This window comes from Rhodoplanes sp. SY1 (assembly GCF_046000175.1).
Lineage (GTDB): Bacteria > Pseudomonadota > Alphaproteobacteria > Rhizobiales > Xanthobacteraceae > Rhodoplanes.
Map to the genome: position 1 here is coordinate 62,123 of NZ_JBEOMB010000100.1, position 11,754 is coordinate 73,876.

15 protein-coding genes are annotated in these 11,754 nt (G+C 71.3%); 8 read left to right on the forward strand and 7 right to left on the reverse strand.

Features of this window, described 5'->3' with window-relative positions:
• Window positions 1-30: 30 nt before the first annotated feature.
• The 3 genes from ABTU92_RS22260 to ABTU92_RS22270 are packed head-to-tail and all read right to left on the reverse strand — an operon-like array spanning window position 31 to window position 1,621.
• The gene (locus tag ABTU92_RS22260) at window positions 31-501 is read right to left on the reverse strand and encodes a periplasmic heavy metal sensor (protein ID WP_408093811.1); all 471 of its coding nucleotides are present in this window, start codon (window positions 499-501) and stop codon (window positions 31-33) included.
• Window positions 498-962, reverse strand: coding sequence for a hypothetical protein (locus ABTU92_RS22265; RefSeq protein ID WP_408093812.1), 465 nt, complete (start codon window positions 960-962; stop codon window positions 498-500). Before ABTU92_RS22265 ends, ABTU92_RS22260 begins: the two co-directional genes overlap by 4 nt.
• Window positions 959-1,621, reverse strand: a complete 663-nt coding sequence (locus ABTU92_RS22270; protein WP_408093886.1) for an RNA polymerase sigma factor — start codon at window positions 1,619-1,621, stop codon at window positions 959-961. Before ABTU92_RS22270 ends, ABTU92_RS22265 begins: the two co-directional genes overlap by 4 nt.
• Window positions 1,622-1,671: 50 nt before the next feature.
• Between ABTU92_RS22270 and ABTU92_RS22275 the strand changes: the two genes are divergently transcribed.
• Window positions 1,672-2,001, forward strand: coding sequence for a hypothetical protein (locus tag ABTU92_RS22275; protein ID WP_408093813.1), 330 nt, complete (start codon window positions 1,672-1,674; stop codon window positions 1,999-2,001).
• 22 nt (window positions 2,002-2,023) lie between these two features.
• Here ABTU92_RS22275 and ABTU92_RS22280 read toward each other — a convergent pair whose 3' ends face one another.
• Together ABTU92_RS22280 and ABTU92_RS22285 are read right to left on the reverse strand one after the other, a co-directional pair.
• Window positions 2,024-2,362 carry a hypothetical protein gene (locus ABTU92_RS22280; protein WP_408093814.1) on the reverse strand — a complete coding sequence of 113 codons (339 nt, stop codon included), beginning with the start codon at window positions 2,360-2,362 and terminating at the stop codon, window positions 2,024-2,026.
• 147 nt (window positions 2,363-2,509) lie between these two features.
• Entirely contained in the window at window positions 2,510-3,865 is a 1,356-nt protein-coding gene (locus ABTU92_RS22285; RefSeq protein WP_408093815.1) for a L,D-transpeptidase family protein, read from the reverse strand.
• Window positions 3,866-4,306: 441 nt separating this feature from the next.
• On the opposite strand from ABTU92_RS22285, the gene ABTU92_RS22290 reads away from it, so the two are divergent.
• Complete coding sequence (locus ABTU92_RS22290) at window positions 4,307-4,912, forward strand: UbiX family flavin prenyltransferase (RefSeq protein ID WP_111359935.1); 606 nt, start codon at window positions 4,307-4,309, stop codon at window positions 4,910-4,912.
• 188 nt (window positions 4,913-5,100) lie between these two features.
• Here the strand turns inward: ABTU92_RS22290 and ABTU92_RS22295 are convergent, their stop codons facing one another.
• Window positions 5,101-6,168, reverse strand: a complete 1,068-nt coding sequence (locus ABTU92_RS22295) for a tartrate dehydrogenase (RefSeq protein WP_408093816.1) — start codon at window positions 6,166-6,168, stop codon at window positions 5,101-5,103.
• Window positions 6,169-6,478: 310 nt separating this feature from the next.
• Here ABTU92_RS22295 and ABTU92_RS22300 point away from each other — a divergent pair, with 310 nt between their 5' ends.
• Entirely contained in the window at window positions 6,479-6,889 is a 411-nt protein-coding gene (locus tag ABTU92_RS22300; protein WP_408093817.1) for a DUF3775 domain-containing protein, read from the forward strand.
• Between the two features lie 332 nt (window positions 6,890-7,221).
• On the opposite strand, the gene apaG is transcribed toward ABTU92_RS22300, so the two are convergent.
• Window positions 7,222-7,617: a Co2+/Mg2+ efflux protein ApaG gene (gene apaG / locus ABTU92_RS22305; RefSeq protein ID WP_408093818.1), complete on the reverse strand. Its 396-nt coding sequence runs from the start codon at window positions 7,615-7,617 to the stop codon at window positions 7,222-7,224.
• Between the two features lie 260 nt (window positions 7,618-7,877).
• On the opposite strand from apaG, the gene ABTU92_RS22310 reads away from it, so the two are divergent.
• The 5 genes from ABTU92_RS22310 to ABTU92_RS22330 all read left to right on the forward strand — a co-directional run bounded on the left by ABTU92_RS22310 (window position 7,878) and on the right by ABTU92_RS22330 (window position 11,673).
• A complete protein-coding gene (locus ABTU92_RS22310) occupies window positions 7,878-9,032 on the forward strand; it encodes an OpgC domain-containing protein (protein ID WP_408093819.1) in 1,155 nt (384 codons plus the stop codon).
• Window positions 9,029-9,784 (forward strand): SGNH/GDSL hydrolase family protein, encoded by a 756-nt coding sequence (locus tag ABTU92_RS22315; RefSeq protein WP_408093820.1) that lies wholly within the window; start codon window positions 9,029-9,031, stop codon window positions 9,782-9,784. The genes ABTU92_RS22310 and ABTU92_RS22315 overlap by 4 nt, the downstream gene beginning before the upstream one ends.
• Window positions 9,781-10,602 (forward strand): SGNH/GDSL hydrolase family protein, encoded by an 822-nt coding sequence (locus ABTU92_RS22320; RefSeq protein ID WP_408093821.1) that lies wholly within the window; start codon window positions 9,781-9,783, stop codon window positions 10,600-10,602. Before ABTU92_RS22315 ends, ABTU92_RS22320 begins: the two co-directional genes overlap by 4 nt.
• A 201-nt stretch (window positions 10,603-10,803) precedes the next feature.
• On the forward strand, window positions 10,804-11,001 hold the full coding sequence (locus tag ABTU92_RS22325) for a hypothetical protein (RefSeq protein WP_408093822.1): 198 nt from the start codon (window positions 10,804-10,806) through the stop codon (window positions 10,999-11,001).
• Between the two features lie 69 nt (window positions 11,002-11,070).
• Window positions 11,071-11,673: an SCO family protein gene (locus ABTU92_RS22330; protein WP_408093823.1), complete on the forward strand. Its 603-nt coding sequence runs from the start codon at window positions 11,071-11,073 to the stop codon at window positions 11,671-11,673.
• Window positions 11,674-11,754: the final 81 nt, after the last annotated feature.

Sequence of the window (11,754 nt, forward strand, 5' to 3'; positions counted from 1 at the left end):
ACCCGACGTCGATGCGGGTCCGGTCCGTGATCAGAATCGTCGGCGCACCCGGCCGACCAGCGCCTCGCGGGCCTGCGGCGGAATCTGGACGGCGGCCTCGACCACGGCGTCGATGACGATGTCACCGATGGCGACCCGCTTGTCGCGCGCCTCGGTCACGGCGGCCCGGAAGGCCGCGACGTCGAGCTGCGGATCGGCGAGCTTGAGGATCGCGTTGCGCAGCGCCTGCTCGTACGCGGCCTGTGCCTCCGCGACCGCCGGCTTCTTCGCGTCGTAGAGGCGGCGCAGCCGCGCCGCGTCGTCGTCCGGCAGCCGGTCGGCGATCGCCTCGACCAGGCGGGCCGGCGCGCCCGGTGCCGCCCCGATGATCGGCCGCGGCGCCAGCCACTGGGCCGCGACGTAGCTGCCGAGCGTGACGTTGAGACAGAGCGAGGCGAGCAGCGCGACGTGCAGGCCCCGGATCCGCGGCGCAAGTTCGATGAGACGCGACACCTTGGTCATGGGAGCTCCAGATCGTTCGGAACCGTGCCGGCGCCGACCGTCATGGCGAGGATCACGGCCGCCGGCGGAGGGCCGGCCCGATACGGCAGCTCGCGGGCGAGCGACACGCCGACGACGAGCGAGCAGGCGAGGCTCGCGGCCGGCACCAGCCAGCGCAGCCAGCCGCGCCCCGTGGCGCCGATCGCGCGGCCCGAGGGCGCGCCCCCGAGACGCTGCGCCAGCGTCGTCCCGGGGTCCGTTGCGAGCCGCTGCATCACCGCGAAGGCGAGGTCGTCGGCGCGCCGGCGCGTCACCACGGGCGGCGCTTCCAGCATCAGGTCGAGCCGGCGCTCGGCGGCGAGCAGCGCCCTGCCCTCCGGCGTGCGGGCGATCGCCCGCGCGGCGTCGCGCATCTCGTCCGGCCAGCGCTCGACATCGCCGCCATAGGTCTCGGCCAGACGGCGAAACTCGGTGAATGTCACGGTATCCTCCCGGCAGTTTCTGCGCGCGGACGGCACGCCGCCTTGACGGCGGCGCGGCCGCGGATCAGCAGCGACTCGAACGCCTTCTCGGAGAGCTCCAGCACGGCCGCCGCCTCGCGGCCGCTCAGGCCCTCCATGTGGAACAGCACCACGGCGGCGCGCTGCCGGGCCGGCAGCGCCGCGATCGCCGCGTCGACGGCCCGCCGCTCCTCGCGCGCCTCAAGGGTGGCGTGCGGACCCGGCTCGCCGTCCGCCACCTCGGCGGCCAGATCCAGATCGGCGTGCAGCGGCCGGCGCCGCTGGTCGATCGCGAGATTGGTGACGATCCGATAGAGCCAGGTGGTGAAGCGCGCCTTGGTCGGATCGAACGAGCCGGCCCGCGTCCACACCCGCAGGAACGCCTCCTGGGCGATGTCGTCGGCGTCGGCGGCATTGCCGGTGACCCGCTGGGCGACCCGGACGGCGAGCGGCATGTGACGCTCCATGAGACGACGAAAGGCGAGCCGGTCGCCGGCGGCGACCTGCGCGACGAGCCCCTCGTCGGCGTCGTTCTCCATCGCCCTCCGACCCCCTGATCGGTCGCGCTCCTGGCCCTGATACGCCGCGCCCCGGGCTTTCCTTCGGTGACACGCCGGGCGCGGCGGCGCGAAGGAGCCGATCGGTACGACCGTAGCAGGAGCGGCGCAGACACCGAACGCAGGAGGCCCGCATGGTCCGAGCTCGGGTGGTGGCCGCGGTGCTCGGGCTCGCGTTGCCGGCCGGTGCCGGCGCGGTTCTGGCCCAACCGTCGCAGCCGGACTTTTCGGTTCTGGCGACCACGCCGGGGACGGTCACGGATCGGGCAGCGCCCGGATCGCGCGCGGCCACGACGGCGCAGAAGCGGCGCCTTCATCTCGAAGGGCTCGGGGTCGGCTACGACGTCGACGACCGGGTGACGCTCAAGGGCGGCTATCGAGCCGGCGGCCGGCCCGAGAGCGGCGGTCCCGGCGGCGGGTCCGGCGTCTATCTCGGGCTCAGCCGATCGCTCGGGCGGAAATAGGACGGGTTGCCGGAGGCCCTGGTCAGAACGGCCGGGTCGGGCCCGGACCTATGTGCCAGTCGCGCTTGAAGCCGGTCAGCCGGCCGGCGCGGAACTGCAGCCAGACGAGGCCGTCGACCGGGGTTAGGCCGGGGGTCGCGGCCGGCAGCCGCGCCACATAGGTGCGCGAGTCGCCTTGGGTACGCGACGCCCCCTGCCCGGCGACCGGCTCGAGCGGCACGCCGAGCGCGATCGAGGCCGCCTGCGGCGTCATGCCGAGCTCGAGCGGCGCCGTGTTCGGGGCCGTCGTCGAGGGGGTCACGCAGCCGCCGAGCGCGGCCGCGACGGCCAGCCCGGCGAAACCCGTGATCGCGCGTCTCATCTTGTCTTCCCCCTCGCCGCGATGGTGCTGCGGCGCCCCCGGCCCGTCAATCGCCGCCGCCCAGTATTCCGGACCCGTATCCCGGATACGACAACGGCCGGGGGATCCCCCGGCCGTTCGTCCTCGATCAATGGGCGGTGTGGACCGTCAGCGGATCACCTGCGGCAGACCGGCGGCGCGCGGCCGCTGCGGACCGGCCGGAGGGGTCTGCACGGCGCCCGACGAGGCCTTCGGCTTCACCACCACGCGGGTGCCGACGCCGACGCGGCGATAGAGGTCCTCGATGTCCTCGTTGACCAGCCGGATGCAGCCCGACGACACGAAGCTGCCGATGGTGGACGGCTGGTTGGTGCCGTGGATGCGATAGACGGTCTTGCCGAGATAGAGGGCGCGGGCGCCCATCGGATTGCTCTCGCCGCCGGCCATGAAGCGCGGCAGGTAGGGCTGGCGCTCGATCATCTCGGCCGGCGGGTGCCAGTCCGGCCATTCCGCCATGCGGCTGACGCGCTCGACGCCGGTCCAGGTGAAGCCCTCGCGGCCGACGCCGATGCCGTAGCGCATCGCCTTGCCGTTGCCGAGCACGAGGTAGAGGTAGGTGTTCGGGGTGTCGACCACGATGGTGCCGGCCGGCTCGGTGGTCTGATAGTCGACCAGCTGGCGCTTGAACTGCGGCGGCAGCTCCTTGCGCTCCGTCTCGGGCTGGTAGTCGGGCCCCAGTGCGGCGTAGGCCTGGGTGCCGTTGCCGGCGCCGCCCTGCGGGATGCCGCCCTGCGGGATGCTGCCGACCGGAGAGCGGTCGGCCTCGGCCGGACGGCCATAGGCGGGCGCCCCGTAGCCGGGCTGCGACCCGTAGGCAGGCGACGCGGCGCCATAGCCGGCACTCGGCTGGACGCCGTAGCCGGGCTGCGCGCCATAGCCGGGAGCCGGCTGGGTGCCGTAGCCCGGAGGCGGCGCGGCGGTCGCATAGCCCTGGCCACCCATCGGCGCCTGACCGACCGGCGACTGGCCGGCGATCTCGCCGGGCGGACGCAGCGGCAGCGGCCCATCGGCCGGGGCCGGCGCGGCGTAGCGCGGCATCGGCCCCTGCGGCGGCGCGAAGGTGTCTCGGTAGGGTGCGGGCGGCGGCGGCTCGCGGTAGATCGTGGTCGGCGGCTCGCGATAGGGCGTGCCGTCCCGATAGGCCGGCGCAGCACCGCGCGAATAATCGGCCTGGCCGGGGGGCGGCAGCGGCTGGGTCTCGTAGGGCACCGGCGCCGCGGCCGGATGGCCGCTGAGGTCGCCGCCCCCGTAGGCGCCACCGGGACGCTGCGGCGCGCCCGGATAGGTCGCGACCTCGTCGTCCTCGTCCATGACGGGCGCGGACCCGTACGGGCCCGGCGCCCCGTAGGTGCCGGGCGCCCGATAGGCGCCCGGATAGGTCTGGGCCGTGGCATCGATCGCGGACGTCGCCAGCGCGGACACGCCGACGCCGGCGGCCAGCAGGATCAGACAGGTTGCGCGCAAAAGACTCGTCCCCCTCGTATTCGAGCCCGATGTTGCCGACCATCTGGGAAGAAGTTAGGGCAGCAACAAGGCGGAAACCGTGTCCGCCGCGGTTCGAGACTGCATTCCAACCCTGAGAATTTGGTAAAGGGACGGCAAATCGCCGATGCCTCGACCGCATCCTCCGCATGCGGGCGGCGCGAGTCTTCCGCAACTCTTCCGCAACCTGGCGTCTTCCGCGATCTCGCAGCCCGCGCACGGGTGGCGACATGATACCGCGGCCCCGGTGATTCGGGGCGATTCAGGAGATGAATCGTCGTTCGAACTGCGCTAGCTGTCGGCCTCCGGCCGATGCCGCCCGCGCGGCCGGCCCTCGCACCGCCCCGCCCCCGCGCGACCGCGCCGCCCGCCGGTCGCCGCCGCCCGCGTCACGACGCAGCCGGCCCGCCACAGGAGACCCGCATGACCACGACGCCGCGCCGCCTGATCGTCGGGATCAGCGGCGCCTCCGGCATCGTCTACGGGCTGCGGCTCCTGGAGATCCTACGCGCCGTCGACGTCGAGACCCATGTGGTCGTCTCCAGCGCCGCCAAGGTGACGCTGGCGCTGGAGACCGACCGCACGCTCGCCGACCTCCAGGCGCTCGCCGACGTGTGGTACGCCACCAACGACATCGGCGCGGCGATCTCGTCGGGCTCGTTCCGCACCAGCGGCATGATCGTCTGCCCGTGCTCGATGCGCACGCTCGCCGAGATCGCCAACGGAATCACCGGCTCGCTGCTGCCGCGCGCCGCCGACGTGGTGCTGAAGGAGCGCCGCCGCCTGGTGCTGGTGGCGCGCGAGACGCCGCTCCATCTCGGCCACATCCGCAACATGGCGGCCGTCACCGAGATGGGCGCGATCGTCTATCCGCCGGTGCCCGCCATGTATGCAAAGCCGGCCTCGATCGAGGAGATGATCGACCACACGGTCGGCCGCGTGCTCGACCTGTTCGACATCGACACCGGCACGGTCCGCCGCTGGCGCGACGCCCCCGACGAGCCGGGCGGCGAGCCAAACGGCGTGTGAGCCCGTAGCTGCCCCGCGACCTCGTTATCACCTCTCCCCGGCGGGGAGAGGGAGCCGCGCCGGACTCGCCGCACCGTCAGAGGGCGCCCGCACCACTCTCCGTGTTCGGCTGGCCCATTCGTCGGGACATGTGTGCCCGAGCTGGCCGGCGACGGACGGGGGATGCCCGCGCCCCGGAACGAGGGTGATCAAATCATCTCGGCGATCGCCTTGCCGCAGGCGACCGTGTCGGCGTTGCCGCCCAGATCCCGGGTGCGCAGCGTCTTCTCGGCCAGCACCTTCTCGATCGCGGTCAGCACCGCGGCGGCGGCTTCGCCCTCGCCGAGATGGTCGAGCATCATGGCGCCCGACCAGATCTGGCCGATCGGATTGGCGATGCCCTGACCCGCGATGTCGGGCGCCGAGCCGTGCACGGGCTCGAACACGGACGGCCAGGTGCGCTCCGGATTGATGTTGGCGGCCGCCGCGATGCCGATCGTGCCGGCGCAGGCCGGGCCGAGATCGGACAGGATGTCGCCGAACAGGTTCGAGGCGACGACGACGTCGAACCAGTCCGGATGCAGCACGAAGTTCGCGGTGAGGATGTCGATGTGGTACTTGTCCCAGCGCACGTCCGGATAGGCCTTCGCCATCTCCTCCACGCGCTCGTCCCAGTACGGCATGGTGATCGAGATGCCGTTCGACTTGGTGGCGGACGTGAGATGGCGCTTCGGGCGGCGGCGGGCGAGCTCGAAGGCGTATTTCAGCACCCGGTCGATGCCGGTGCGGGTCATCACGGTCTCCTGCACGACGAACTCGCGCTCGGTGCCGGGAAACATCTTGCCGCCGATCGAGGAGTACTCGCCCTCGGTGTTCTCGCGCACGACGAAGAAGTCGATGTCGCCCGGCGCGCGGCCGGCGAGCGGACAGGGCACGCCCGGCATCAGCTTGACGGGCCGCAGGTTGACGTACTGGTCGAAGTCGCGCCGGAACAGCAGCAGCGAGCCCCACAGCGAGACGTGGTCGGGCACCTTGGCGGGCCAGCCGACGGCGCCGAAGAAGATCGCGTCGTGGCCGCCGATCCGCTCCTTCCAGTCCTCCGGCATCATGCGGCCGTGCTTCTCGTAGTAGTCGCAGGAGGCGAAGTCGAACCAATCGAGCTGGAGCGCGAAGCCGTGCCGCTTGGCGACCTTCTCGAGGACGCGGACGCCCTCCGGCACCACCTCCTTGCCGATGCCGTCGCCCGGGATCACGGCGATCCGATAGGTTCTCTTCATGCCTCGCCTCCGGCGGCGTGCGCCGCCCATCTGTGTGCTGTCGGGATTCTGTGGTGTCGAGGAAGATCGCGCCTAGAGGTCTGCAGGGTGGCGGCAGTCGCGACGAGGCGTCAATCCCCGGACCGGCAGGGCCGTGCCCCGCGGCGCGCAGCCGCAGACGCGCCGGCTGCTTGACGCAAATCAAGGCCCGCGCGGAGCCCGGTCATAAGCTTTCCAGAGGTTGCAAGCGGTCGGTGCTGTCGGCGAAGCAGACGGAGGGTGAGGGCCGGTTTCGACGTCGACATGGCATGGCCGCACGAGGACGCCAGCCATGATCACCGCGCCTGCCCTGACCATCTCGCCCGAAAAGGTCTGCTACGTCATCATGAAGGCGCGCGAGTTCGAGGTTCAGGACGTCGCCACCGACAGCGACGACGACGCGGACGAGTCCAGCTGGTCGGCGCTCGACGCCCGCCGCGACGACCCGACCTATCGCGAGCTCAAGGCGTTCATCCGCTCCCTCAATCAGGACGAACAGGTCGACCTGGTCGCCCTCACCTGGCTCGGCCGCGGCGACGGCGCGCTCGACGACTGGGACGATCTGCGCGCCGAGGCGGCCCGCGCCCACAACAAGCGCACCGCAGACTACCTCCTCTCGAAGCCCATGCTGCCCGACCATCTCGAGGACGCGCTCGACCAGTTCGGCTGCTCCTGCGACGACTACGACCTCGGGCATTTTTGAGCGGACGCGCCGGCTCCGGACTCTCATTCGCGGCCGGCTCGAGGGCGATCCGCCGATCCCGCGCCATCCTGCGCCCCTGAAACCCGCTGCGTTGCCTCCGCCGAGGTCTCGTGTTCCGGGCGCGGCGCGACGCGCCGCGATCCGGGATCCAGGGGCGGCCGGAAGAGGCGCGAGCCGCGCCACCCGTCGTGCCGCCCGTCGTGCCGCCCGTCGCGCCGCCCGTCGCGCCACCTGGGCCCCGGCTCTGCGGCGCGCCAGGCCTTCGGCCTGCCGCGCCTTGTCCGGGGCACGAGGCCGAGCACAGCGATCGAGATCCCGGTCGGGAGAAAAGCTCAGTTCACCACCCGGGCGGCGGCGTGTGGGAGGTCGAGCGAGAAGGTCGGGATGGCGATGTCGAAGCGCTCGCCGGCCTCGCCGACCATCGTGTAGCTGCCGGTCATGAAGCCGGAATCCGTCGTCAGCGGCACCCCGCTGGTGTACTCGTAGCTGGCGCCGGGCGCGAGCACGGGCTGCTCGCCGACCACGCCGGGACCGCGGACCTCCTGCACGCGGCCGAGCGCGTCGGTGATGCGCCAATGGCGGCTCTCGAGCTGCACGGTCGCGTCGCCGTGATTGGTGATCTCGATCGTGTAGGACCAGAAGTAATAGCGCTTGTCGGCCGACGAGCGCTCCGGCAGGAAGCGCGGCGTCACCTTCACCTCGATGTCGCGAGTCCGGGTGATGAACATGGGCTCCTCGCGGGCGGATGCCTGCCCGTGGTCGGGCAGCGACCGTTATACCCGCTCGGCCGCCGGAGACGAACCGTCGCGCCGCCGCAGCGTCCGGCACCCCGGATCGCGACCGGCCGCCGCGCCACCGGCCGACGCACGAGCCGAGCCGCCGTCGCTTCGCCCTATTGCGTCGCAATAAGCCGGGGCTCGTGCTATGGGGACGGCACGGCGACCCGGCGCGGGACGCCGCCGATCCGGGACGGACTCGGGACGGACACATGTCGACAGCCGGCGGACGCGATCTGCGCCTCGACCTCTTCCGCGGTCTCGCGCTCTGGCTGATCTTCCTCGACCACATCCCGTCGAACGTGGTGAGCTGGATCACCATCCGGAACTACGGCTTCAGCGACGCCACCGAGATCTTCGTCTTCATCTCCGGCTACACGGCCGCCTTCGTCTACGGCGCCACCATGCAGGAGCGCGGCTTCCTGGTCGCCTCGGCCCGGATTCTGCGCCGCGCCTGGCAGGTCTATGTCGCCCACGTGTTCCTGTTCACCATCTACATGGCCGAGATCGCCTATGTCTCGGCGAGCTTCGAGAACCCGCTCTACGCGGAAGAGATGGGCGTGTTCGAGTTCCTGCGGCAGCCGGACGTGACGCTCGTCCAGGCCCTGCTGCTCAAGTTCAAGCCGGCCAACATGGACGTGCTGCCCCTCTACATCGTGCTGCTGGCGTTCTTCCCGCCCTATGTCTGGCTGACGCTGCGCGCCCCGACCGTTGCGCTGTTCGTTACCGTCACGATCTACGCGCTCGCCTGGGAGTTCGGCATCAACCTGCCCGCCTATCCGAGCGGCCACTGGGTGTTCAACCCGTTCGCCTGGCAGCTCCTGTTCTGCTTCGGCGCCTGGTGTGCGCTCGGCGGGATCGACCGCATCGGCTCCTTCATCCGCTCGCCCTGGGTGGTGGCGATCGCCATCGCCTATCTGGCGGTTTCGTTCGCGGTCGTGCTGACCTGGTACGTGCCGCCGTGGACCCGCTTCGTCCCGAAGGCCGTGGCCGAGTGGATGTACCCGATCGACAAGACCAATCTCGACGTCCTGCGGGTCGCCCATTTCTTCGCCCTCGCCGTGCTGGCGGTGCGTTTCGTTCCGCGCGACTGGCCGGCCCTGAAGTCGCGCTGGCTGTGGCCGGCGGTGCTGTGCGGCCAGCATTCGCTCGAGATCTTCTGCCTCGGCGTGTTCCTCGCCTTTGCGGCGCACTTCGTCATGGCGGAGATCTCGGACGGAATCCCCATGCAGGTCATTGTCAGCCTTCTGGGCGTTGTGGTTATGATTGCGGCGGCGGCGCTTATGTCCTGGTACAAGCGGATCGAGGGCCGTCATGCCGGAGCGGGCGCGCCCTCGAGCGCCGGGCCGGCCGGGAGCTCGTCATGACCCGCGTGGTCCTCGCCCTCCTCGTGCTGCTGCTCGCCGGCCCTGCGCTGGCCGAGCCGGACGACGCTTGCCAGGTGCCGGAGGGGCTCGTCCAGGCGGACTTCCCGCTGCCCCGGGTGACCGAGGCGATCACCGCCAAGACGCTCGAGGTCGCCGTGGTGGGCAGCGCCTCCTCGGCGCTCGCCGGCCCCGCGGGCGCCGGCAAGGCCTATCCCGGGCGGCTCGAGGCGGCGCTCAAAGCCGCCCTGCCGGGCGTCGCCGTGACGGTGAGCACTTTCGCCAAGCCCAAGCAGAGCGCCGCCGAGATGCAGACCGCCATCCCGGCGATCCTGGCCGAGCGGAAGCCGGCACTGGTGATCTGGCAGTCCGGCACCGCCGACGCGATCCGCGGCGTCGATCCGGAGGACTTCCGCATCGCCCTGGAGGAAGGCACCGAGGCGCTGCAGAAGGGCGGCGCCGACGTGGTGCTGATGAACATGCAGTTCAGCCCGCGCACCGAGTCGATGATCGCGCTGAACGCCTATGCGGACGCCATGCGGTTCGTGGCGCTGCAGCACTCGGTCAACCTTTTCGACCGATTTGCCGTCATGAAGCACTGGAACGAGGCGGGTATCTTCGATCTGACGACCGTCACTAAGAAAATGGACATGGCCGAGCGGGTACACGACTGCTTCGGCAAGCTTCTCGCAAGGCTGATCCTCGACGGGGTCGCCTTGACAAGAGAGGAACGGAAAGCAAACGATCGGCCATGATGGTGTCCCGCCTCGCTCGGATGCGCAGCACAGTCCTCGCCGCGCTCCTCCTCTCGCCCTTCGGTCTCACCCTGCCCGCCGCCGCCTCCGACGGGGCGCCGCCGTGCCGGTCGCAGTCCGACCTCACCCGCTTCGCAGACCGGCTGACCCGGACGGCGCAGAAGATCGCCCGCCGGCAGCCGCTCACCATCGTGGCGCTCGGCTCGTCGTCGACCGCCGGTGCTGGCGCGAGCGGGCCCGCCGCGTCCTATCCGAGCCGGATGGAGGCCCGCCTGCACGAGACGCTGCCGGAGCAACCCTTGCGGGTGCTCAATCGCGGCGTCAACGGCGAGGACGTCCAGGAGATGCTGGCCCGCTTCGAGGCGAGCGTGCTGGCCGAGAAGCCCGACCTGGTGCTCTGGCAGACCGGCACCAATGCACTGCTGCGCGGGCACTCGCTCGACGACGTGCGGACCCTGGTGACCGACGGGATCGCCCGCCTGCGCCGGCTCGGCATCGACGTGGTGCTGATCGACCCGCAATACGCCCCCGCCGTGCTGGCCAAGCCGCAGTCGGCCGAGATGATCGCGCTGCTCGCCGCGATGGCGCGCGAGGGGCACGCCGACCTGTTCCCGCGCTTCGCCGTGATGAAGCGCTGGCACGAGACCGAGAGCATCCCGATCGACACCTTCATCGATCCGGACGGGCTGCACATGAACGACTGGGGCTATGCCTGCTTCGGCCGCCTGATGGCCGACGCCGTCACCGAGGCGGCGACCCGGCCGGCCGCCGTGGCGGCGGCCCCGGCGGTGCGTCCGGCGTCCCGCCCGGCGCCCTGAGCGGGCGGCCGGCGCCTCCCCGGCGCCGCCCTCGCGCCGAAGGAAGCCGACGGACTTGGCGGCACGCCCCGACAGACCTATGTCAACGATGGCGGGGCGTGCGTGATGCATCGTGGCGCCTCGCATCGTCTCGATGCAGGCTGCCCGGCGGCGACCGGCGGACGACCGCCGGCCCGATTCCCCTCCGGACGGGAGCGTGTCATGTCCGAGCCCATCACGGTCGATCCGGGTCCGGCCGAAGTCTCCGCCCGCGCCGCAGCGGCGCCGCAGCGCGCCGTCCTGGTGGCGATCGCCGTGGTCGTGACCGCTATGATCGCCGCGACGCTCGCCCTGTGGGCCTGGCTCGGCCCGGCCGTGTTCTACGAGGTGATCGTGGCCGGCATCGCCGCCTGCTTCTGATCACCGCCCCCGATCCTCGGCGTCCGCCCTCCGCGCCGCGACGCCGACGACTGTTCCAAGGAGTTCATCGTGGCTTCACGCGCCTCGCGCCTCGCCCTCCTGGCCGGCGCCTTCTCGATCGGCCTCCTGCTGTGCCTCGGCCTCGTGCTGGTGGCGACCGGCCGGCTCGGCGGCGGCTCCCAGGTCGCGACCGCGGCGGCGGTCGGCGGCCCGTTCCGGCTCGTCGACCAGGACGGCAAGCCGATCTCCGACACGGATTTCCGCGGCAAGCCGTTCCTGATGTTCTTCGGCTTCACGCATTGCCCGGACGTCTGCCCGACCGCCCTCTTCGAAGCCTCCGAGCTCCTGCGCGCGCTCGGGCCGGATGCGTCGCGCACCGCCGTGCTGTTCGTCTCGGTCGATCCCGAGCGCGACACCCCGGCCGTGCTGAAGGACTATCTGTCCAGCTTCGAGCCCGGCCTGCGCGGCGTCACCGGCACGCCCGAGGCGATCGCCGCGGTCGCCAAGGCGTTCCGGGTCTATTACCGCAAGGTCCCGCTGGAGGCCGGCGACTACACGATGGATCACACGGCCATCGTCTATCTGATGGACAAGCAGGGCAAGTTCGTCGCCCCCTTCAACATCAAGCGCGATCCGGCCGACGCCGCGGCCGATCTGAAGAAGTATTTTTGATACGGGCGACGGCCCCACGATCCTGTCATGGCCGGGCTCGTCCCGGCCATCCACGTCTTGGACCAGCGCAGAGGCCCGAAG

Excerpts from the sequence above, each read along its gene's own strand:
- ABTU92_RS22260 (WP_408093811.1), bottom strand. The coding sequence starts at position 501 with ATGACCAAGGTGTCGCGTCTCATCGAACTTGCGCCGCGGATCCGGGGC.
- ABTU92_RS22275 (WP_408093813.1), top strand. The coding sequence starts at position 1,672 with ATGGTCCGAGCTCGGGTGGTGGCCGCGGTGCTCGGGCTCGCGTTGCCG.
- ABTU92_RS22280 (WP_408093814.1), bottom strand. The coding sequence starts at position 2,362 with ATGAGACGCGCGATCACGGGTTTCGCCGGGCTGGCCGTCGCGGCCGCG.
- ABTU92_RS22290 (WP_111359935.1), top strand. The coding sequence starts at position 4,307 with ATGACCACGACGCCGCGCCGCCTGATCGTCGGGATCAGCGGCGCCTCC.
- ABTU92_RS22295 (WP_408093816.1), bottom strand. The coding sequence starts at position 6,168 with ATGAAGAGAACCTATCGGATCGCCGTGATCCCGGGCGACGGCATCGGC.
- ABTU92_RS22300 (WP_408093817.1), top strand. The coding sequence starts at position 6,479 with ATGATCACCGCGCCTGCCCTGACCATCTCGCCCGAAAAGGTCTGCTAC.
- apaG (WP_408093818.1), bottom strand. The coding sequence starts at position 7,617 with ATGTTCATCACCCGGACTCGCGACATCGAGGTGAAGGTGACGCCGCGC.
- ABTU92_RS22310 (WP_408093819.1), top strand. The coding sequence starts at position 7,878 with ATGTCGACAGCCGGCGGACGCGATCTGCGCCTCGACCTCTTCCGCGGT.
- ABTU92_RS22315 (WP_408093820.1), top strand. The coding sequence starts at position 9,029 with ATGACCCGCGTGGTCCTCGCCCTCCTCGTGCTGCTGCTCGCCGGCCCT.
- ABTU92_RS22320 (WP_408093821.1), top strand. The coding sequence starts at position 9,781 with ATGATGGTGTCCCGCCTCGCTCGGATGCGCAGCACAGTCCTCGCCGCG.
- ABTU92_RS22325 (WP_408093822.1), top strand. The coding sequence starts at position 10,804 with ATGTCCGAGCCCATCACGGTCGATCCGGGTCCGGCCGAAGTCTCCGCC.